This is a genomic window from Frondihabitans sp. PAMC 28766, from assembly GCF_001577365.1.
GTDB lineage: Bacteria > Actinomycetota > Actinomycetes > Actinomycetales > Microbacteriaceae > Frondihabitans.
In genome coordinates, this window is the sequence record NZ_CP014513.1 from 954,029 (window position 1) to 973,383 (window position 19,355).

A 19,355-nucleotide genomic window follows, 5' to 3' on the forward strand; every position below is an offset into this window, starting at 1 on the left:
GGGCGCGTCACCGGTGCCGGCCGCGGCGTTCGAGTTCAGCGCACCCTACTTCTCGGGGAAGACGCCTGCAGCGCCGACTTTGCCGACGTAGTCGCCCATCCCGTCGAACGCATCGGAGAACGCCTTCGCGCCGGCCTCGCCGTCGCGCCCTGCGACCGCGTCGAGCAGCTTGGGCAGAAGCACTGCGGCGACGTCGAACGTGACGGTCTTGCTGGCGATGCCGAAGAGCAGGGCGGCGCGATCGCCGACCGTCTCGAGGAGGCGCGAGATGCTGGGGCTGGAGGCTGCGCCGGCGATCACCTGCAGCGCGGATGCGAAGTTGGTGATGGCGTCGGCGGGCAGAGCACCCGACGCACTGCGCTTCACGGTGCCCAACAGGCGGGCGACCTCTTTGGCCTCGTCTTTCGACAGCTCGGGGAGGCCGCGGCGTGCGGCGATCGCCCAGACGTCGAACGCGGTCAGTGTCGTGTCGGCGAAGTCGGCGAGCGAGGGCGAGATGATGCGGGTGTACCGGTTGGCCTCGATGTCGACGAGGCCGAAGTCGGCGAGCTTGGCGATGGCCTCGCGCACCGGGGTGCGCGAGACGCCGAGCCAGCGGACGAGCTCGTCGTCGTTGAGCCTCTCGCCCAACTCGAGGGTGCCGTCGGCGATGGCGGCGAGCATCTTGTCGAAGACGACGTCGCGCAGGAGGCGGCGGGGTGCGGGGGCTTCGGCGGCGGGGACGGGGACGGGCATGGGTGTGTACTCCGAATCGGACGGTGTGTGTGGGCGGGGTCAGGCGGGGAAGACGTTGAGGGCGCGGACGCGCTCGGTCCATCCTTCGATGAAGTCGGATGCGGGCAGCGCGGCGGCGGCGGCTTTCGGATCGTGCGCGGCGACAGCAGTCTTGAGCTTCGTGGCGACGACCTTGCCGGCGTCCCACTGGTAGGCGCCCTCGGCCTTGCGAGTGAGCAAGGCGGCTCGGGCGGAGACCGTCTCGGACATGCGGTCGAGGGCCGGGCTCGCGGCCGCAGCGGTCAGATAGTCGAACAGGCTGCCGAAACGGAGGCCGAAGTCGCCCTCGCGCCGATCGAAGGCGGCGAGGACGTCGTCGACCAGCGTCGCGAAGCCGGCCGCCTGCTCGTCCGACATCACTTCGACGGCGCGAGCGGCGACGAGCCGCCACAGGTCGACGGCGGTGCGGACGGTGTCGGCGACCTCGGGCAGGCTCGGCGAGATCACGCGGGTGTACCGGTTGGCTTCGATGTCGACGAGGCCGTAGTCGGCCAGTTTGGCGATGGCCTCGCGGACAGGCGTGCGTGAGACGCCGAGCCAGCGGACGAGCTCGTCGTCGTTGAGGCGCTCGCCGAGCTCGAGGGTGCCGTCGCCGATGGCGGCGAGCATCTTGTCGAAGACGACGTCGCGCAGGAGGCGGCGGGGCGCGGCGTTCTCGTTGGTGGGGACGGGGACTGGCATGGCTCTCCCTGGTCGGTTCGGGTTGTGTCCGGCCCTCAGGCCGGGATGGAGCCGTGCGCCTGCACGGCCGCGAGGTGGTGCTCGGTGATGCTCTGGAACACGCGGAAGGCGCCGATGACGGCGTCGATGTCACGGTCGGCCGCAGCCGCGCGAAGGGCCTCGACGTAGTCGAGGGTCTCGTCCCATTGGAAGTCGTCGAGGGCGGCCTGCACCATGAAGACCACGCGGGCGTTGAGTGTCGCCTCGAGCTGCGGCAGGAGCGGGTTGCCCGTCCGTTCGAGAGTGAACGAGGTGAGAGCGCCGATGTCGGCGACGGCCCGGGTGTCGTGGGCCTTCAGATGAGCGATCGCCGTGTCGGCGAGCTTCGAGTAGTCCTGGACGTCGCGGTCGGTGAACTTCGGGAAGGCCCAGCGCGCGCTCAGCTCGTGGAACCCGCCGAGCATCTGCACGGCGTGCTGGTACATCTCGAATGTCGGCTGGACGATGCGCGTGTAGCGGTTCGCCTCCATCTCGACGAGGCCGTAGTCGACGAGCTTTGCGATGGCCTCGCGGATCGGAGTGCGCGAGACGCCGAGCCAGGCGACCAGCTCGTCGTCGTTGAGCCGCTCGCCGGCCTGCAGCGTGCCATCCTGAATCGCGCCGATCATCTTCTCGAAGACGATGTCGCGCAGCAGGCGGCGGGGCCCTGGGTTCTCGGGGCCGGAGGGGACGGGCATGCCTTACCTTCTATGCAGCTGAATGTATCGAGTATCTCAGACTTTAGAATACGCCTGACGGTTTTGTCCACGACACACCCCCGGGTCGCAGCATTCGCACAAGTCAGCGCCGGACGTCGACGACCGTCCGCCCGCGAACACGACCCGCCAGGATCTCGTCGGCGAGGGTGAGCGCGTCGGCCAGACCGACCTCGTCGGTGAGCCCGTCGAGCCGGTCGAAGTCGAGGTCGCCGGCCAACCGCGCCCAGGCCTCCTCGCGCAGAGCGAGCGGCGCATCGACCGAGTTCACCCCCGCGAGCGTGACCCCGCGCAGGATGAAGGGCAGCACAGTGGTCGGGAGGTCGCTGCCCTGTGCCAGCCCGTTCGCCGTCACCGTGCCGCCCCAGCTCGTCTGTGCCAGCACGTTCGCCAGGGTCGCGCTGCCGACCGAGTCGACCGCCCCCGCCCACAGGGGCTTCTGCATCGGGCGCCCGGCCTCTGAGAGCTCGGCTCGGTCGATGACGTCGCCGGCACCGAGCGAGCGCAAGAAGTCGGCCTGCTCGGGGCGGCCCGTCGAGGCGGTCACGTCGTAGCCGAGCCGTGAGAGCAGCAGGATGGCGACGGAGCCGACGCCGCCCGCCGAGCCGGTCACCAGGATCCTGCCGTCGCTCGGCGCCACATCGCGCTCGATGCGGAGCACGCTGAGCATGGCTGTGAACCCGGCGGTGCCGATCGCGGCGGCGCGGCGCGGCGTGATGTCTTCGGGCAGCTCGACGAGCGAGGCGGCGTCGACCAGAGCCCGTTCGGCGAGGCCGCCGTGCCGGGTCTCGCCGATGCCGGCGCCGTTCAGCACGACGCTGTCGCCGACCGAGAAGCGGCCCGCCGCGTCGCCGCGCGCCACCGTGCCGACGAGGTCGATGCCGGGGATGAGCGGGCGGATGCGGGCGACGCCCTTGTCGCCGGTGATGGCCATGCCGTCTTTGTAGTTGAGGCTCGACCACTCGACGTCGACGAGCACACCCCGGGGCGTGTCGGCGTGGCCGCCCGGGCTGTGCTCGCCGGCCAAGAAGTCGTCGTCGACGTCCTGGACTGCGGCGGGGCCTTCGGCGGGGAGAACGATTGCTCGAGTCATGCCTCGACGCTAGCCCCAGGCTGCAGGCCTCAGCCCTCTTCGAAGCTATCCGAACAGGATCGCGGCCTCGTCGTAGCGATCCTGCGGCACGACCTTCAGCGAGCCGAGTGCCTCCTCGAGCGAGACGTGCACGATGTCGGTGCCGCGAAGCGCCACCATCCGGCCCCAGCGCCCCTCGACGACCGAGTCGCTGGCGGCCATGCCGAGTCGCGTCGCGAGCACCCGGTCGTAGGCGGACGGGGTGCCGCCGCGCTGGATGTGCCCGAGGGTGGTGGCACGGGTCTCGATGCCGGTGAGCTCTTCGATCAGCGGTGCGAGCCGTTCGCCGATGCCGCCGAGCCGGGGCCGCCCGAAGGCGTCGAGGCCGCGCTCGGAGTGGGCGTCGTTCTCGTGGTCGGGCACGAAGCCCTCGGCGACGACGACGAGCGGGGCGCGGCCGCGGTCGTAGGCCGACCGCACCCACTCGGCGAGCTGCTCGACGCTCGTGGCCTGCTCGGGGATCAGGATGGCGTGCGCCCCGGCGGCCATTCCCGAGTGCAGTGCGATCCAGCCGACGTGGCGGCCCATGACCTCGGCGACCATGCAGCGGCTGTGCGAGTCGCCCGTGGTGCGCAGGCGGTCCATCGCGTCGACGGCGATCTGCACGGCGGTGTCGAAGCCGAACGTGTAGTCGGTCGCGCCGAGGTCGTTGTCGACCGTCTTCGGCACTCCCACGATCTTGAGGCCGGCGTCGGTGAGGCGCTTCGCCGCAGCCAGCGTGCCCTCGCCGCCGATCGCGATCATGGCGTCGATGCCGCGGCGCTCGAGGGTGCGGGCGATGTTCTCCACCCCGCCCTTGTCGCCCTCGAAGGGGTTCGTGCGGCTCGTGCCGAGGATCGTGCCGCCCTGCTTCGAGATGCCCTGGATGTCTTTCCGAACCAGCTCGACGAGGTCGTCCTCGACCACTCCGCGCCAGCCGTCGCGGAATCCGACGAACTCCTGCCCGTGGATCTGGATGCCTTTCAGCACGGCGCCGCGGATGACCGCGTTGAGGCCGGGGCAGTCGCCGCCCGAGGTGAGGATTCCGATTCGCATGGTGCACTCCGTTGGACTGGGCGGCTGACGAGGCGGGCCGCCGGTGGCTCGTGGCTCCATCATGTCCCACGGACGTATTAGGGTCGAGTCGATGACCGGCCCCCAGTCGAACGATCCCTCCCTCGCCCGCTTCCGGCGCGGCGAGGGCACGCGCGTCGGCCCACCCGGCCCGCCGCCGCCCGTCGCGGCGTACGCCGGCCCTGTCGGCATCCCGGTCGGTCCTCCGCCTGGCGCCGTCGACTCCGGCACCGCGGCGCCCACCGCGCCGCGCTCGTGGGCACCCGAAGGCCAGCCGATCTCGGTCCGCGAGCTGCCCTCGCAGGTCACGGCGCAGGATCCTGGGGACCCCTCGTTCGCGCCCCCGCCACCGACCTTCGGCGAGCTCGTCGACCCGGCCGAGGCGCAGTGGGCCCCGGCCCAGCCGGGCGACGAGCAGTCGTGGCTGCCGGTCGACGGCGACCCCGGCCGCACGACCGGGATCGTGTCGATCGTCGTGGGCTTCTTCGTCGGCATCGTCGGTGTCTTCATCGGCATCGCGTCGCTGCGCCAGTCGCGGCGTGTCGGCCTCGCCGGCGCTCTCGGCACGGCCGGCATCGTCGTGTCGATGCTCAACATCGTGATCGGCGGCGCCGTCGGCATCTCGTGGGTGCGCTACGAGGTGTCGCTGTCGCAGCAGTGTGCCCTCGTCGGCCCCGGGCAGTACCTCACCCAGTCGGGCGATCAGGTCGGCTGCCCGTAGCTGCAGCTGGGCCTCCAACCCTCACCTTTTCGGCAGGGCCTTACCGGATGTTCGGGGAGATCCTGCCGAAAAGGTAAGGGTGGGAGGGGTCGTGCGTCGGGTCAGTGGAAGCGGTGATCCTGGATCGTCATGCGCGGCCCGAACCGAGGCTTGCGAAAGCCGCTGCCACCGATGAGGCGCATCACGCGCTCGCGGTTGCCGCGATAGGGCTCGAGCAGCTCGAGCATGCCGTCGTCGTCGACCGGCCGGCCGATCAGGGCCCAGCCGACGAGGGCGGGCAGGTGGTAGTCGCCGACGCTGGGGGAGTCAGGATCGCCGTGGGCTCGCTGGCTGGTCTCGGCCGCCGTCCACACGCCGACCCCCACGACCGACCGGAGGCGCTTCTGCACCTCGCCGCCGCCGCGGCCGAGGCCGAGGGTGCGCTCGAGGCCCGCTGCCACCGCGCACACGCGCATGACGGTGGCCGAGCGCTGAGGGCCGACGCCGGCGCGGTGCCACTCCCAGCTCGGGATCCGGGCCCACGTCGCCGCGTCGGGGGCGACCATGAGCCCGACCGGGGCAGGGCCGGGAGCCGCGGTGCCCTGCGCACGCACGAGCTGGCGCCAGGCGCGCCACGCCTCGGTGCTCGTCACCTTCTGCTCGAGCACGGCGGGGATGAGCATCTGCACCACCAGGTTCGTGCGCGTGAGGCGCAGCCCGGGCAGCCGACGGGAGGCGTCGGCCAAGAAGGCGTTGCCCGTGACGTCGAGCGTCGACCAGTCGTCGCCGTGCCCGAGCAGCTCGGGCACGTGCTCGATCAGCCACTCGGCGCCGTCGCCCCACGCCGTCGCCTCGACCGAGGCGCTGCCCGGCGTGAGCCGCAGCGTGCCGGCGCCCTGAGGCGTGCGCACCCCGAGCCACACGGACTCGCCGACGACCCGGAAGCACGGGTCGCCGCTGCCCCGGCTGAGCGGCCGCACGGTCTGATGGAGGTGCACCGGCGACTGCGGCCGGTACACGGTCGACACCGACGGCGACGCGGGGCCGGTCGCACCGGGGAGCACCGCCGTGAGAGACATGGGGACAGGCTAATCGGCGCGGACGACACCGCTCTCGCACGACGAGAGGAAGTCGTGCATCGTCTCGACGAAGAGCTCGGGGTCTCGCTGTTCGGCGGCGGCCACCGCACCCCGAGAGCACCGGCCGACCGCGACCCGATCGACGGGGATCTCGAGGGCGAGGAACGAGAACGCCAGGCGGAGGTCGATCTCGTCGGCCGCCGCGAGAAGCACCGGGTTGGCGCACCGCCGTGACAGGAAGGCGGTGACTGCGCCCATGGCCTCGAGCGACGGCAGAGACCATGCCGTCTGCGCCTGACGCCCGACCTGCGTCACGGCCCGATCGCTTGCAGCGGTGATGTTCACGATGTCGCCGGGCTCGAGCTCGGGCACCGCGCTTCGGGCCACCGCGCCGTGCAGAGCGCCGTACACGTCGAGGGTCGCTCGGTGCGAGGCGAGCGTCGGGCTCGCGACTCGGGTGAAGCAGTTGGGCCGCATCTCGACGAGGCCGACCTCGGTGAGCTGTTCGAGGGCGGTGCGCACGGGTGTGCGCGAGACGCCGAGCCAGGCGGTGAGCTGCTCGTCGTGAAGCCGTTCGCCCGGCGTGAGGGTGCCGGCGAAGAGCGCCCCCAGGATGCGACGCTTGACGGTCTCGCTGAGCAGCTCGCCCGACGCCAGGATGCCTGTGCCCGCCGGCACGGGCGTCACGCGGCGGCCCCGAGGGTGGTGCGGCGCACTCGGTCGAAGACTCGCTCGGCGAGGGCCCCGTCGCCCTGCTCGACGGCCACGGCGAGCTCGTCGAAGGTCAGGGCGAACCGGCCGACGTCGACCCCGGCCCCGGGCAGTGACAGCTGGAAGCGGAGGTCGGCGCCCAGCTTGACGACCAGCTGCGGCAGCAGCTCGTTGCCAGCGTGCACGCTGAAGAAGTAGAGGGCGTCGCGCATCTCCTCCACCGCGTCGACCGGCGTGCGGGCGGGTCGACGGCAGGCGGCGGCCGCTCGTCGGAGCCGCCCGGCGCAGTCGGCTGCCAGCGCCGGTTCGAGCCGCACGATCGCGCGCCGCGCGGCAAGAGCCCACAGGCCGCACATCACCTCGATGGTCTGCGGGATGCGGTCCGGCCGCGCGGGGCTCACACGGGTCGAGCTGTTCGCGCGCACCTCGACGAGGCGCATCTCGGCCAGCCGATCGATCGCGAGTCGGATCGGCGTGCGCGAGACTCCGAGCCAGCGCTGGAGGTCGCTGTCGCGCAGCCTCTCGCCGGGATGCAGCGTGCCGTCGAGGATGGCGCGGAGCATCTGGTCGAAGACCTCGTCTTTGCGCAGACGGCGCTGGACCGCCGGATCGGCCAGGGGGGTGGTCGGAGGAGGGACGGGCATGGGCACCTCTGATCGGGAAGTCGACGTATAAACATTTCACACACTAACCGATGCCCCCTCCAGCGGAAGTTAGACTCCCCGGGTGGCGACCCCCAAGATCCTCCTGTACTACGTCTTCACGCCTCTGCCCGACCCCGAGGCCATTCGTCTCTGGCAGCGCGACCTCTGCCAGGCGCTGGGGCTGCGGGGTCGCATCCTGATCTCGAAAGACGGCATCAACGGCACGGTCGGGGGCGACATCCGCGATGTGAAGCGCTATCTCAAGTCGACCCGCGAGTACCCCGCGTTCCGCGACCTGGACGTCAAGTGGAGCGACGGCCGCGGCGGCGACTTCCCGAAGTTGAGCGTGAAGGTGCGCGACGAGATCGTCAGCTTCGGCGCCCCCGACGAACTGCGCGTCGACGAGCACGGCGTCGTCGGCGGCGGCACGAAGCTCAGCCCCGACGAACTGCATTCGCTGGTGGCGCAGAAGGGCGTCGCGTTCTTCGACGGCCGCAACGAGTTCGAGGCCAGGATCGGGCGCTTCCATGACGCGATCGTGCCCGAGGTGGCGAACACCCGTGACTTCGTGGCCGAGCTCGACTCCGGCCGCTACGACCACCTGAAGGATCAGCCGGTGGTGACGTACTGCACCGGCGGCGTGCGCTGCGAGGTGCTGAGCTCGCTCATGATCGACCGAGGTTTCAGCGAGGTCTACCAGCTCGACGGCGGCATCGCGCGCTACGGCGAGCAGTTCGGCGACGACGGGCTCTGGGAGGGATCGCTGTACGTCTTCGACAGGCGGGGCTCGGTGTCGTTCAGCGACCACGCCGCGGTGCTGGGCCGCTGCGTGGTGTGCGGTTCGGCGACGAGCGACATGCAGAACTGCAGAGACCCGCAGTGCCGCGAGCAGCTCGTCGTCTGCGCCTCCTGCGCTCCCGACAGCCCCCTGTGTGCCCCGCACGCCGCTGCGGCGTAGCGTCCGGCGCATGACTACCGACAAAGCGACACCCGAAGAGCTCAAGACCGTGGCCGACGTGCTCGACAAGGCGCGCATCGGCCTCCTCGCCACCGTCGACGAAGGCGGCCACCTCGTCAGCCGGCCGCTGGCCATCGTCGACCGCGACTTCGACGGCGCCGTCTACTTCTTCGTGCAGAAAGACAGCCACAAGGTGCACGACATCGAATCCGAGCCCGAGGTCAACGTCGGCGTCGAGACCTCGAAGGGCTGGTTGTCGATCTCGGGCACCGCGACCCTGTCGCAGGATCGCGCGACCATCGACGAGCTGTGGAACACCGGTGCCGAAGCCTGGTTCGACCAGGGCCGCGACGACCCGCAGGTCGCCCTGCTGAAGGTCGACGCCCACACCGTCGAATCCTGGACCAGCACCGAGCCGAAGGCCGTGACGCTCTTCAAATACGCCAAGGCCGCGGCGCTCGGCGGCCACCCCGAGAACGTTGGCGACAACGAGACGATCGCCCTCTAGCCCCGCGTCTGTCAGTGGGTTCAGAGAAAGCCCGGCCTGTCGGCCGGGCTTTTTCGCGTGCCGTCGAAGGACTTGCCCCGAGATCGACCTTTCCGTACAGTCATACCCAATACATCAACTCAGAATGAAAACGAGGTATGACTATGGCGTCTATGACAAACCGATGGCCACAATCGGAGCACTGGCCGTGATGACTTCAGCAGCGCTAACTGGGTGTAGCTCGAGCGTTGACGTGGCTGGCGCTCAGGAAGCTGGGCAGACACGGAGCGCGGTTGCAGTGAGCGCGCAAAACACAGGTCAATCGACTTCCCTGACCGAGGATCAACAGAAAGCCCTTGCTCCCTTGCATGTTGCAGAAGCGAGCTTCGCCCAGAACAGGGATCTTTCGTCTCGTGAAATCGTCGACAGGTTCCATGATCTGGATGACTCCTACGAGGTTTTAGAGGCATTCGACCCGGCTGACGCGGAATTCGTCCGTATTTACGCTCACGGCAATGCAGCCCAACTCGGCCGAGCTTCACGGAACTTCAACAACGCAAAAACGTCTGGAGGAATGACCGGTCGAATCCAAGGCAATCTCAACACAAATGGGAGCGGCCCGATCACTCATAAGTATTCGGTGTCAGTGAAGATGGCGAGTAGCGCAAAAGTGAGCAAGACGAACATCCGAGCTGAGATTCGTTCCTACGGCGTGGTCGGGTCGTCCGGAATCGGCCTCACTTATTCGGCGACACCCAGCGTGTCCACGACCGCACATTCCTACAACTTCAACCGAACGGGAACTTACACATCGGTTGCCGTCTATGACACGATCATCGCCTTCGCCGACTTCCACGGGGGCAGCTACTCATTCAACGTTCAGAGTTAGGTACGACATGCTCGTCGACTTCTCCCCCATCGGTTTGATTCTCAACATCCTGATCGTCGCCGCCGTGGTTGCTGCGATCGCCGCGATCGTTCGCCGGGCCGGTCATCGTCGCGATGAGCGCGTCGCAACACTCATCGCGAAGGAGCGAGGGCGCGAATAACTGCCCGACCAAGAACGCCCCCGGTAGCTGCCGGGGGCGTTGTTGGTGTTCCGGGAAGGGCCGGGGTTAGTCGCCGGGGTGCGCGTCCTCGCCGATGGCGGTGAGGACGCGCTCGGCGAACGAGCGGACGGCATCGGCATCGGCCTCCGAGCCGAGGGCGTCGACGAAGTAGCGTTTGATGGCCTCGTTGTGCCCGCGGCTCGACGCGAGCATCGCGCGTCGGCCCTCCGGCGTCAGTTCGACCCAGGTGCCGCGCGCGTCGAGGTCGCAGTCGGTACGCTGCACCAGGCCGCGCTTTTCCATGCGCGTGACCTGGTGGCTGACGCGGCTCTTCTCCCAGCCGATCTGCTCGGCGATGTCTCGCACACGCAGCCGGCGGTCGGCGCTGCGGCCGAGCCCGGCGAGGATCTCGTACTCGGGCGCGGACACGCCCGACTCTGCCTGAAGTCTCAGCTCGAGGGCACGATCCAGTCGTCGCCGCATGGAGTAGAAGGCATCCCACACGGCCCAGTCGTCTTCCGTGAGCTGGTCGGCCATTCGCCCAGTGTAGAGACGGTCGTGCGGCATATCCTCGTTGCATGTCCGACGTGCGCCCCGCTGACCTCGCCCAGGAGTCCGTCGAGACGGTGCGCCGGTGGTTGTCGGCGACGACGGGTGCCCGCGTCGACCCCTCTGCGGCCCGCCTCGCGGGGGTGCTGCAGGATGCCAAGGGGCTCGACTTCACACTCGGTTTCGTCGACCGGGTGGTGCGCCCCGAAGACCTGCTCGTCGCTGCGCGCAGCCTCGAAGAGCTGAGCCATTCGATCCCGAGGTTCCTGCCCTGGTATCTCCGGGCCGCGATCGCCACCGGCGGCGGGCTGGCGACCGGGGCGCCTCGCACCATCGTGCCGATGGCCCGCCGAGCCCTCCGCCGCATGGTCGAGCACCTCATCGTCGACGCGACGCCGAACCGCCTCGGCGCCAGCCTCGAGAAGCTGCGGAGCGACGGCTCGCGCCTCAACCTCAACCTCCTCGGCGAGGCGGTGCTCGGCGAGGCCGAGTCCGACCGCCGGCTCGAAGGCACGCGCGCGCTGCTCGCCCGTGACGACGTCGACTACGTCTCGATCAAGGCGAGCGCCGTCGCCAGTCAGTTGTCGCTGTGGGCGTTCGAAGAGACGAGCGACCGCCTCGTCGAGAGGCTGTTGCCGTTGTACGAGCTGGCCGCGGCCGCGCCGACGACGAAGTTCATCAACCTCGACATGGAGGAGTACCACGACCTCGACCTGACCATCGACGTCTTCACTCGCATCCTGGACACCCCCGAGATGCTCGCGCTCGAGGCCGGGATCGTGCTGCAGGCCTATCTGCCCGACGCGCTCGGCGCCCTGCAGCTGCTCACCGAGTGGTCCAGGGCCCGCCTCGCCCGGGGCGGCGCGCCGGTCAAGGTCCGCATCGTGAAGGGCGCCAACCTCGCGATGGAGCGGGTCGACGCCACCGTGCACGGCTGGCCCCTCGCCACCTGGTCGTCGAAGGTCGAGACCGACACCAACTACCTGCGCATGCTCGACTGGGCGCTCCAGCCGGAGAACGCCGCAGCAGTCAAGATCGGGGTCGCCGGGCACAACCTCTTCGACGTCGCCTACGCGTGGAACCTCGCCAAGCAGCGCATGGTCACCAACCGGGTCGACTTCGAGATGCTGCTCGGCATGGCGACAGCGCAAGCTCAGGCCGTGCGCGCCGACGTCGGCGGGCTGCTGCTCTACACGCCCGTGGTTCACCCACGCGAGTTCGACTCGGCCATCAGCTATCTCGTGCGCCGTCTCGAAGAGAACGCCAGCCCCGAGAACTTCCTGTCCGGGGCGTTCGAGCTCGGCAAAGACCCTGCGGTCTTCGAGCGCGAGAAGTCACGCTTCCTGGCCTCGCTCGACGCGTTCGAGAACCGCGACGACGACGTGGCACCGGGCCCGAATCGGACGCAGGATCGCACCCGGGGCTACGACCTCGACATGCACTCGGGTTTCGTCAACGAGCCCGACACCGACGCGGCGCTCGAGGCCAATCGGGGCTGGGCGCGCAAGATCCTGGATCGCGCGGCGACGAGCGAGCTCGGCATCGACACCATCGAGGCCGCTTGGGTCGACGACGCCGGGCGGCTCGAAGAGATCGTCGCCGGCGTCACCGAGGCCGGTGTCAAGTGGGGGCGCCAGGACGGCGCCACTCGCGCCGAGCTGCTCGAACTGGTCGCGGCGGGGCTCGCAGCGGGCCGCGCCGACCTCATCGAGGTCATGGCGAGCGAGACGGGCAAGACCATCGCCGAAGGCGACCCCGAGGTCAGCGAGGCGATCGACTTCGCGCGGTACTACGCCGAGCAGGCCCGCGAGCTCGACACGATCCGCGACGCACGACCGCTGCCGCCGCGGCTGACGGTCGTCGCCCCGCCGTGGAACTTCCCCGCCTCCATCCCCGTGGGCGGTGTGCTCGGCGCGCTCGCGGCCGGCAGCGGCGTCATCCTGAAGCCGGCGCCGCAGGCCCATCGCACCGCCGCGGTGCTCGCCGACATCCTCTGGCGGGCCGGAGTGCCACGGTCGCTGCTCGCCCTGGTCGACCTCGACGAGGGCGACCTGGGGCGCGAGCTGATCGCCCACCCCGCCGTCGATCGCGTGATCCTGATCGGCTCGTTCGACACTGCTGCCGCCTTCCGATCGTGGCGCACCGATCTGCCGCTGTTCGCCGAGACGAGCGGCAAGAACTCCGTGATCGTGACGCCGTCGGCCGACCTCGACCTCGCGGTGGCCGATGTCGTGGCCAGCGCCTTCGGGCACGCGGGGCAGAAGTGCTCGGCCGCGTCTCTCGTGATCCTGGTGGGATCGGTCGGTGAGAGCGAGCGCTTCAGGCGGCAGCTGATCGACGCCGTCGAGAGCATCCGTGTCGGCTACCCCGACGTGGCGACGACGCGCATGGGCCCGCTGATCGACCCGCCCGCCGGCAAGCTCGAACGCGGGTTGACGGTGCTCGGCGAGGGCGAGACGTGGTGGCTGAAGCCGGGGGCTCTCGACGAGACCGACGTGCTGTGGAGCCCCGGGGTTCGGGACGGCGTGCGCGCAGGGTCGGAGTTCCACACCACCGAGTACTTCGGCCCGATCCTCGGCGTGATGCGCGCCGAGACCCTCGAGCAGGCGATCGAGTGGCAGAACGCTGTCGAGTACGGCCTCACTGCGGGGCTGCAGAGCCTCGACGCGCGCGAGATCGCGCTCTGGGTGTCTCGAGTACAGGCCGGCAACCTCTACATCAACCGGTCGACGACGGGTGCGGTCGTCCGTCGCCAGCCCTTCGGCGGCTGGAAGCGCTCGTCGGTCGGCACCGGCGCCAAGGCCGGCGGCCCGAACTACGTCGCGTCGCTGACGTCGTGGGCGCGTGTCGAGCACGAGCCCGCCGCGTCGCTGCAGCTCGACGGCGTACCCGAACTGGGCGTCAAGATCATCGAGTCGACCCGGTCGGTGCTGACCTTCGGCGAGTTCGACTTCGTGCGCGCCGCAAGCGCGAGCGACCATCGGGCCTGGCTTGCGCGGTTCGCGTCGCCCGTCGACCCGTCGGCACTCGGGGTCGAGCGCAATGTCTTCCGCCACCTGCCGCACCCCGTCACGATCCGGCTGTCGAACGACGGCGTGATGGCCGACCTCATCCGGGTGATCGCGGCCGGAGCCCGCGCGGGTTCGCGACTGAACGTGAGCACGGCGACGCCCCTGCCTGCCCAACTCGTGCAGTTGCTGCGGGCCGCCGACAGCCCCGTGCACGTCGACGACATCACGGTCGAGAGCGACGGGCTCTGGCTCGCCCGGGCGGCCGCCGGCCTCCTGCAGGGCGAGGTCGAGACGCCGCCCGAAGACGACCTCTCACTGATCGAACGCGCGACGCAAGACACGGGTGCCCTGACCCTGGGCCTCCAGAACACCGTCGCCCTCGATCGCGCGGCGCTGCTGCAGTCCGACCCCGGCGCGCATCTCGAGGGGCCTGGGGCGGTCTCGTACCGCGACCTGCGCATCCGTCTCATCGGCGGGGCGGCTTCGGCCCTCGCGGCGGCGGTGGGCGGAAGCTGCGACGTGGCGATCTACTCCGACCAGGTCACCGAGTCGGGGCGCGTCGAGCTGCTGCCCTTCCTCTCCGAGCAGGCCATCTCGATGACGGCGCACCGCTTCGGCAACCCGGTCGCCGATCTCACCGCGCTCCGCTTCTGACCCCTCCTCCCTCCGTTCTACCTATAGGTGCGGCTCTTGCGCAGTGTTGTTTCCTGTCGGGAGCGGCTTACCTATAGGTAAAACGGAGGGGGAGGGGGAGGGGGAGGGCTAAGCGGGCTGGCGGTTGATCAGCTTCGAGAGGACGATCGCGCTGCGGGTGTGGTCGACGTTCGGGGCGTTGCGTACGCGCTCGAGGGCGCCCTCCAGGCTCGGGATGTCGCGGCTGCGCATGTGCACGATCGCGTCGGCACTGCCGGTGACCGTGCCTGCGTCGACGACCTCCGGCACGGTGCTCAGGATGCGCTGCAATTCGGCCGGCGACACGGTGCCGCGGCAGAACAGCTCGACGTATGCTTCTGTCGCGAGACCGTCGACGGCGGGGTCGACCTGCACCGTGAACCCGCGGATGACGCCGTCCGACACCATCCGGTCGACGCGACGTTTGACGGCCGAGGCGCTGAGGCCGACGACGCCTCCGATGTCGCCGTAGCCGGCCCGGGCGTTCTGTCGGAGGAGATCGATGATGCTGAAGTCGAGGTTGTCCACGCAGGCGACTGTAGCGCGCTTTTCTTGCGTGGATGTCAGGATACTGCACAAAAAGTGCGTATCGCACCATCGAAATGCGCGATCGGCATGTGAGACTGGCTGACGTGAGCATCGCAACCGACCCCCACCAGGCCTCCGTCCCACAGCGGAAGGCGTCCCACCGCACGATCCTCATGTGCAAGCCCGCCTTCTTCACGGTCAGCTATCGGATCAACCCGTGGATGCACCCCGACGACCCCACCGACACGTCGAGGGCGGTCGCCCAGTGGCAGACGCTCTACGACACCTATCTCTCGCTCGGCTACGACGTCGAGCTGATCGACCCGATCGACGGTCTGCCCGATATGGTCTACTCGGCCAACGGCGGCTTCGTGCTCGACGGCAAGGCGTACGGCGCCAGCTTCACCTACCCCGAGCGCCAACCCGAGGGGCCGGCCTACATGGAGTGGTTCGGCGCCAACGGCTACGAGGTGCACGTGCCCGAGCAGATCAACGAGGGCGAGGGCGATTTCCTCCTCGTCGGCGATGTCATCCTGGCCGGCACCGGATTCCGCAGCGACTCGACCTCGCACGAAGAGCTCGCCTCGATCTTCGGTCGCGACGTGATCACGCTGAAGTTGATCAACCCGAGCTTCTACCACCTCGACACCGCGATCGCCGTGCTCGACCCCGTGCCGGTCGACGGCCACTCCAACATCGCCTACCTCGAGAGCGCATTCGACGAGCCCTCCCTCGCGATCCTGCGCCAGCGCTACCCTGACGCGATCATCGTGAGCGAAGAGGATGCCGCGATCCTGGGCCTCAACTCGTACAGCGACGGCTACAACATCGTGATCGCCGCCCGGGCCACCGGCTTCGAAAAGCAGCTGCGCGAGCGCGGCTACAACCCGATCGGCGTGGACCTCTCCGAGCTGCTGCTGGGCGGCGGCGGCGTGAAGTGCTGCACCCTCGAGCTGCGGCGATGAGCAGCGCGACGCACCCGACGGGCGGTGCGACTGGCGCGAGCGGTGCGACTGGCGCGAGCGGTGCGACTGGCGCGAGCGGCGCGACTGGCGCGACCGACGCGACCGACGCCGCCATCGCGGTCGAGGACGCGTCGCTCGCGCACAACTACCACCCGCTGCCGGTCGTCGTCGCCACGGCGTCCGGCGCGTGGGTCACCGACGTCGAGGGTCGTCGCTACCTCGACTGCCTCGCCGCCTACTCCGCGGTCAACTTCGGCCACGGCAATGAGCGTCTGGTGAAGGCCGCGCGTGACCAGCTCGACCGCGTGACGCTCACCTCTCGGGCCTTCCACAACGACCAGCTCGGGCCTTTCGCCGCGGCCCTCGCGAACCTCCTCGGCAAAGAGATGGTGCTGCCGATGAACACCGGCGCCGAGGCGGTCGAGTCGGCGATCAAGGTCGCCCGCGCCTGGGGCTACCGCGTCAAGGGCGTGCCCGAGGGGCGCGCGAAGATCATCGTGGCCGACGGCAATTTTCACGGCCGCACCACCACGATCATCAGCTTCTCGAGCGACCCCGAGGCGCGGTCCGACTTCGGGCCCTACACGCCCGGGTTCGTCTCGGTGCCCTACGGCGACGAGGCGGTGCTCGAGGCGGCGATCGACGACGACACCGTCGCGGTGCTCATCGAGCCGATCCAGGGCGAGGCCGGTGTGGTCGTGCCGCCGACGACCTACCTCCCCTTCATCCGTCGGGTGACGACCGAGCGCAACGTGCTCTTCATCGCCGACGAGATCCAGTCGGGTCTCGGCCGCACCGGCTCGACCGTCGCGTGCGACCTGGTCGGCGTCGTGCCCGACCTGTATCTGCTCGGTAAGGCTCTCGGTGGCGGAATCGTTCCCGTGTCGGCTGTCGTCGGCGACCGGGCGGTGCTCGGGGTGCTCCGCCCCGGTGAGCACGGCTCGACGTTCGGCGGAAACCCGCTCGCTGCTGCGGTGGGCCTCGAGGTCGTCAGGATGCTGTCGAGCGGCGAATTCCAGCAGCGCGCCTCCGAGCTCGGCGAGCGTCTGCGAACCTCTCTCGACTCTCTGATCGGGCATGGGGTCGTCGCCGTCCGCGGGGCCGGGCTCTGGGCCGGCGTCGACATCGACCCGGCCCTCGGCACGGGCCGCGAGGTTTCCGAGGGCCTGATGCGCCGCGGCGTCCTCGCGAAGGACACACACGGCTCCACGATCCGCCTGGCCCCGCCCCTCGTCGTCACCGCCGACGAGCTCGACTGGGCCGTCGCGCAGCTCGAGGCCGTGCTCGCCGACTTGCGCGGCTGAGGCGCTCACGCCTCAGCTCGTGGTGGCGGGAGGCCGGCCGTACCCGGCCTCCCGCCGAGTCGGGCGAACCCAGGCACCCGACCCACTCCATAAGGTATACAGCACTCGTGCATAAAACACCTAATGCTGATGATCGAGTGGACTCGAACCACCCGTCCCCCGTGACGCCATGAAGTCCGTTGGTGCGACAGCAATCCCGTGGTTCGACAGGCGCGCGAGCGCCTTCGTCGGCCGGAGGCTGACCAGAAGCAGCGTGGCTGGACAGGCCGGAAGAAAAGGAGCGGCTGGACGGGCGGTCCTAAAAGGAACAACGCCCTGTGAAGGGGGAGGCGGCGAAGCCGCCGACTAAGGGTGGCTGGACAGGGCGTCGATCCCTGGACCTCTCGATTTTCAGTCGAACGCTCTACCAACTGAGCTACCCAGCCATGGCGACCCTGACCGGACTTGAACCGGCGACCTCCGCCGTGACAGGGCGGCGCGCTAACCAACTGCGCTACAGGGCCAAACTTTGTTGCTGCATTACTGACAATCGCGCGTGACCCCAACGGGATTCGAACCCGTGCTGCCGCCGTGAAAGGGCGGTGTCCTAGGCCACTAAACGATGGGGCCGTGAAAGCTTGTCGGCATCACAGCAACCCGGATAAGCATACGGATAGGTCGGGCATAAATCAAAACGGCAGGATCCGGGGCTTCCGCACCCGTCGCATCCTGCGTCTTGTCCTCCCCAATTGGGGTCACACGGGGGTTCTCCACAGACACGCCCGCACGGCGAGGCGGCAGCCCGGAATCCCCTGCCACAGTTAGTTTCAGGCTGTAGTTGAGACTTTCCGTCGGGAAGTCTTCGGCCGACAGCCCAGCCCGAAGGTGAGAAATCCACCCTTGGGCTCTCGGTGGTGCGTTGCTACTGTTGCTCGTGTTAACAGTGTGACCTCGCCATCCGGCCGCACCGTGACGACGATTCGGGATTCGATGACACTCTTCCTCCGCTCAGGCAACGAGGCGGCCCTCTCCTCGGGCGCCTCTGTCTCTTCGACGCGCCGTGGTGGCATCCTGCGCTCCGTGCGCTCGCGCGGCGGTGTCGCCGTGCTGGCCGCCGCGGCCGTGCTGGCCGGTCTGCTCGCAGGCCCTCCGATGCAGGCCGATGCGGCCGCCAAGGTCAGCTACCCCTCGTGGTCGGACGTGACGAAAGCCGTCACCAACGAGAACCTCGCCACCAACGAGGTCCGCTCCATCACCAAGCTCCTCGGCACGCTCACCAGCAACGCCGCTGCCGCTCAGAAGACCGCTGACGCGCGCGGTCAAGAGCTGCAAGAGGCCCAGATGGCCTACGACGAGCAGGAGAGCAAGAAAGAGCAGCTTCAGTCGCAGGCCGACGAGGCGGACCGCGTCGCGAACGCGAGCGAGACGCGCGCCGGCCAGCTCGCCGCGCAGCTCGGCCGCTCCGGCTCGAACGATCTGACCAGCGACCTCATCGCCAACCCGGGCAAGGCCAGCAGCCTGCTCTACAAGCTCGGAGCGATGAACAAGCTGACCGAACAGGCGAACGGAATCTACGCCGACGCAGTCCAGGCTCGAAACACGGCCCAGGGTCTGACCGACCAGGCGAACGTGGCCGCGAAGGCGCTGAACGACCTCGCGGTCAAGGCGAAGACGGCCCTGGCCGCAGCGACCGCCGCCAACGAGGCCGCCCAGGAGGCGGTCACGGAGCAGAGCGCCAACCAGGCTCGCCTCGAGGCCCAGCTCACGGCGATCAAGACCAAGCGCAATCTCACCCAGGCCGCCTACAACAAGGGCGTCGCCGTGCGCCGCGCCGCCGCCCAGGCTGCCGCTCGGAAAGCCGCGCTGGCCGCCGAGAAGGCGATGGGCATCACGGGCGCGCCGAGCACCTCCGGATGGACGAAGCCGGCTGGCGGCTACATCACGAGCGGCTACGGCTGGCGCGTCGACCCGTACACGCACGCGCGGGCGCTGCACGCCGGCACCGACCTCGGCGCCTCCTGCGGCTCGCCGATCCTGGCCGCCGCGACCGGCACGGTCATCTACGCCGGCCCCTACGGCGGCTACGGCAATTTCGTGCTGCTCGACAACGGCAACAACATCAACACCGGCTACGGCCACATCGTCGACGGCGGGATCATGGTGACCGTCGGTCAGCATGTCACCGTCGGCCAGCAGATCGCGAAGGTCGGCTCCACCGGATGGTCCACCGGGTGCCACCTCCACTTCGAGACGCGCATCGGTGGCACAGCCACCGACGCCGTCCCCTTCATGGCCGCCCGAGGAGTGACCCTGTAATGAGACGCCGCACACCCGAATCGACCGAT

Annotated in this window: 19 protein-coding genes and 3 tRNA genes; 9 read left to right on the plus strand and 13 right to left on the minus strand. The window is 69.3% G+C overall.

Features of this window, described 5'->3' with window-relative positions:
* Positions 1–45 precede the first annotated feature (45 nt).
* The 5 genes from AX769_RS04670 to AX769_RS04690 form a co-directional block, all read right to left on the minus strand.
* On the minus strand, positions 46–735 hold the full coding sequence (locus AX769_RS04670) for a GntR family transcriptional regulator (protein WP_066276490.1): 690 nt from the start codon (positions 733–735) through the stop codon (positions 46–48).
* 39 nt (positions 736–774) lie between these two features.
* Complete coding sequence (locus AX769_RS04675) at positions 775–1,455, minus strand: GntR family transcriptional regulator (protein ID WP_066276491.1); 681 nt, start codon at positions 1,453–1,455, stop codon at positions 775–777.
* 35 nt (positions 1,456–1,490) lie between these two features.
* Positions 1,491–2,171 carry a GntR family transcriptional regulator gene (locus AX769_RS23660; RefSeq protein ID WP_066276492.1) on the minus strand — a complete coding sequence of 227 codons (681 nt, stop codon included), beginning with the start codon at positions 2,169–2,171 and terminating at the stop codon, positions 1,491–1,493.
* A 103-nt stretch (positions 2,172–2,274) separates the two neighbouring features.
* Positions 2,275–3,282 (minus strand): MDR family oxidoreductase, encoded by a 1,008-nt coding sequence (locus AX769_RS04685; RefSeq protein WP_066276494.1) that lies wholly within the window; start codon positions 3,280–3,282, stop codon positions 2,275–2,277.
* Positions 3,283–3,327: 45 nt separating this feature from the next.
* Entirely contained in the window at positions 3,328–4,356 is a 1,029-nt protein-coding gene (locus AX769_RS04690) for a 6-phosphofructokinase (RefSeq protein WP_066276496.1), read from the minus strand.
* 91 nt (positions 4,357–4,447) lie between these two features.
* Here AX769_RS04690 and AX769_RS04695 point away from each other — a divergent pair, with 91 nt between their 5' ends.
* Positions 4,448–5,095, plus strand: coding sequence for a DUF4190 domain-containing protein (locus AX769_RS04695; RefSeq protein WP_066276499.1), 648 nt, complete (start codon positions 4,448–4,450; stop codon positions 5,093–5,095).
* 101 nt (positions 5,096–5,196) lie between these two features.
* Here the strand turns inward: AX769_RS04695 and AX769_RS04700 are convergent, their stop codons facing one another.
* Genes AX769_RS04700 through AX769_RS04710 form a run of 3 tightly spaced genes read right to left on the minus strand, consistent with a single transcriptional unit; the run spans position 5,197 to position 7,508 of the window.
* Positions 5,197–6,153: a DNA-3-methyladenine glycosylase gene (locus AX769_RS04700; RefSeq protein WP_066276501.1), complete on the minus strand. Its 957-nt coding sequence runs from the start codon at positions 6,151–6,153 to the stop codon at positions 5,197–5,199.
* 9 nt (positions 6,154–6,162) lie between these two features.
* On the minus strand, positions 6,163–6,840 hold the full coding sequence (locus AX769_RS23665; protein WP_066276503.1) for a GntR family transcriptional regulator: 678 nt from the start codon (positions 6,838–6,840) through the stop codon (positions 6,163–6,165).
* Entirely contained in the window at positions 6,837–7,508 is a 672-nt protein-coding gene (locus AX769_RS04710; protein ID WP_066276505.1) for a GntR family transcriptional regulator, read from the minus strand. Before AX769_RS04710 ends, AX769_RS23665 begins: the two co-directional genes overlap by 4 nt.
* An 82-nt stretch (positions 7,509–7,590) precedes the next feature.
* On the opposite strand from AX769_RS04710, the gene AX769_RS04715 reads away from it, so the two are divergent.
* From AX769_RS04715 to AX769_RS23675, 4 genes are all read left to right on the plus strand, one after another.
* Positions 7,591–8,466: a rhodanese-related sulfurtransferase gene (locus AX769_RS04715; RefSeq protein ID WP_066276507.1), complete on the plus strand. Its 876-nt coding sequence runs from the start codon at positions 7,591–7,593 to the stop codon at positions 8,464–8,466.
* A 10-nt stretch (positions 8,467–8,476) separates the two neighbouring features.
* On the plus strand, positions 8,477–8,974 hold the full coding sequence (locus AX769_RS04720) for a pyridoxamine 5'-phosphate oxidase family protein (protein ID WP_066283182.1): 498 nt from the start codon (positions 8,477–8,479) through the stop codon (positions 8,972–8,974).
* A gap of 163 nt (positions 8,975–9,137) precedes the next feature.
* Positions 9,138–9,842: a hypothetical protein gene (locus AX769_RS23670; protein WP_157887454.1), complete on the plus strand. Its 705-nt coding sequence runs from the start codon at positions 9,138–9,140 to the stop codon at positions 9,840–9,842.
* Between the two features lie 7 nt (positions 9,843–9,849).
* Positions 9,850–10,002, plus strand: coding sequence for a hypothetical protein (locus tag AX769_RS23675; RefSeq protein ID WP_157887455.1), 153 nt, complete (start codon positions 9,850–9,852; stop codon positions 10,000–10,002).
* A gap of 66 nt (positions 10,003–10,068) precedes the next feature.
* Here the strand turns inward: AX769_RS23675 and AX769_RS04730 are convergent, their stop codons facing one another.
* Positions 10,069–10,539 carry a MarR family winged helix-turn-helix transcriptional regulator gene (locus AX769_RS04730; protein ID WP_066276510.1) on the minus strand — a complete coding sequence of 157 codons (471 nt, stop codon included), beginning with the start codon at positions 10,537–10,539 and terminating at the stop codon, positions 10,069–10,071.
* Positions 10,540–10,580: 41 nt separating this feature from the next.
* Between AX769_RS04730 and AX769_RS04735 the strand changes: the two genes are divergently transcribed.
* A complete protein-coding gene (locus AX769_RS04735; RefSeq protein WP_066276512.1) occupies positions 10,581–14,216 on the plus strand; it encodes a bifunctional proline dehydrogenase/L-glutamate gamma-semialdehyde dehydrogenase in 3,636 nt (1,211 codons plus the stop codon).
* Between the two features lie 108 nt (positions 14,217–14,324).
* Here the strand turns inward: AX769_RS04735 and AX769_RS04740 are convergent, their stop codons facing one another.
* Positions 14,325–14,762: an Lrp/AsnC family transcriptional regulator gene (locus AX769_RS04740; protein ID WP_066276518.1), complete on the minus strand. Its 438-nt coding sequence runs from the start codon at positions 14,760–14,762 to the stop codon at positions 14,325–14,327.
* 173 nt (positions 14,763–14,935) lie between these two features.
* Here AX769_RS04740 and ddaH point away from each other — a divergent pair, with 173 nt between their 5' ends.
* Together ddaH and rocD are read left to right on the plus strand one after the other, a co-directional pair.
* Positions 14,936–15,727 (plus strand): dimethylargininase, encoded by a 792-nt coding sequence (gene ddaH / locus AX769_RS04745; RefSeq protein WP_239452011.1) that lies wholly within the window; start codon positions 14,936–14,938, stop codon positions 15,725–15,727.
* Positions 15,724–17,031, plus strand: coding sequence for an ornithine--oxo-acid transaminase (gene rocD, locus AX769_RS04750; protein WP_082763491.1), 1,308 nt, complete (start codon positions 15,724–15,726; stop codon positions 17,029–17,031). The genes ddaH and rocD overlap by 4 nt, the downstream gene beginning before the upstream one ends.
* 352 nt (positions 17,032–17,383) lie before the next feature.
* On the opposite strand, the gene AX769_RS04755 is transcribed toward rocD, so the two are convergent.
* The 3 genes from AX769_RS04755 to AX769_RS04765 form a co-directional block, all read right to left on the minus strand.
* A tRNA-Phe gene (locus AX769_RS04755) sits at positions 17,384–17,456 on the minus strand.
* Between the two features lies 1 nt (position 17,457).
* Positions 17,458–17,534, minus strand: a tRNA-Asp gene (locus AX769_RS04760).
* A gap of 33 nt (positions 17,535–17,567) precedes the next feature.
* Positions 17,568–17,640: transfer RNA gene (locus AX769_RS04765), tRNA-Glu, on the minus strand.
* Between the two features lie 360 nt (positions 17,641–18,000).
* On the opposite strand from AX769_RS04765, the gene AX769_RS04770 reads away from it, so the two are divergent.
* The gene (locus AX769_RS04770; RefSeq protein ID WP_066276525.1) at positions 18,001–19,326 is read left to right on the plus strand and encodes a M23 family metallopeptidase; all 1,326 of its coding nucleotides are present in this window, start codon (positions 18,001–18,003) and stop codon (positions 19,324–19,326) included.
* The last annotated feature ends 29 nt before the right edge of the window (positions 19,327–19,355 follow it).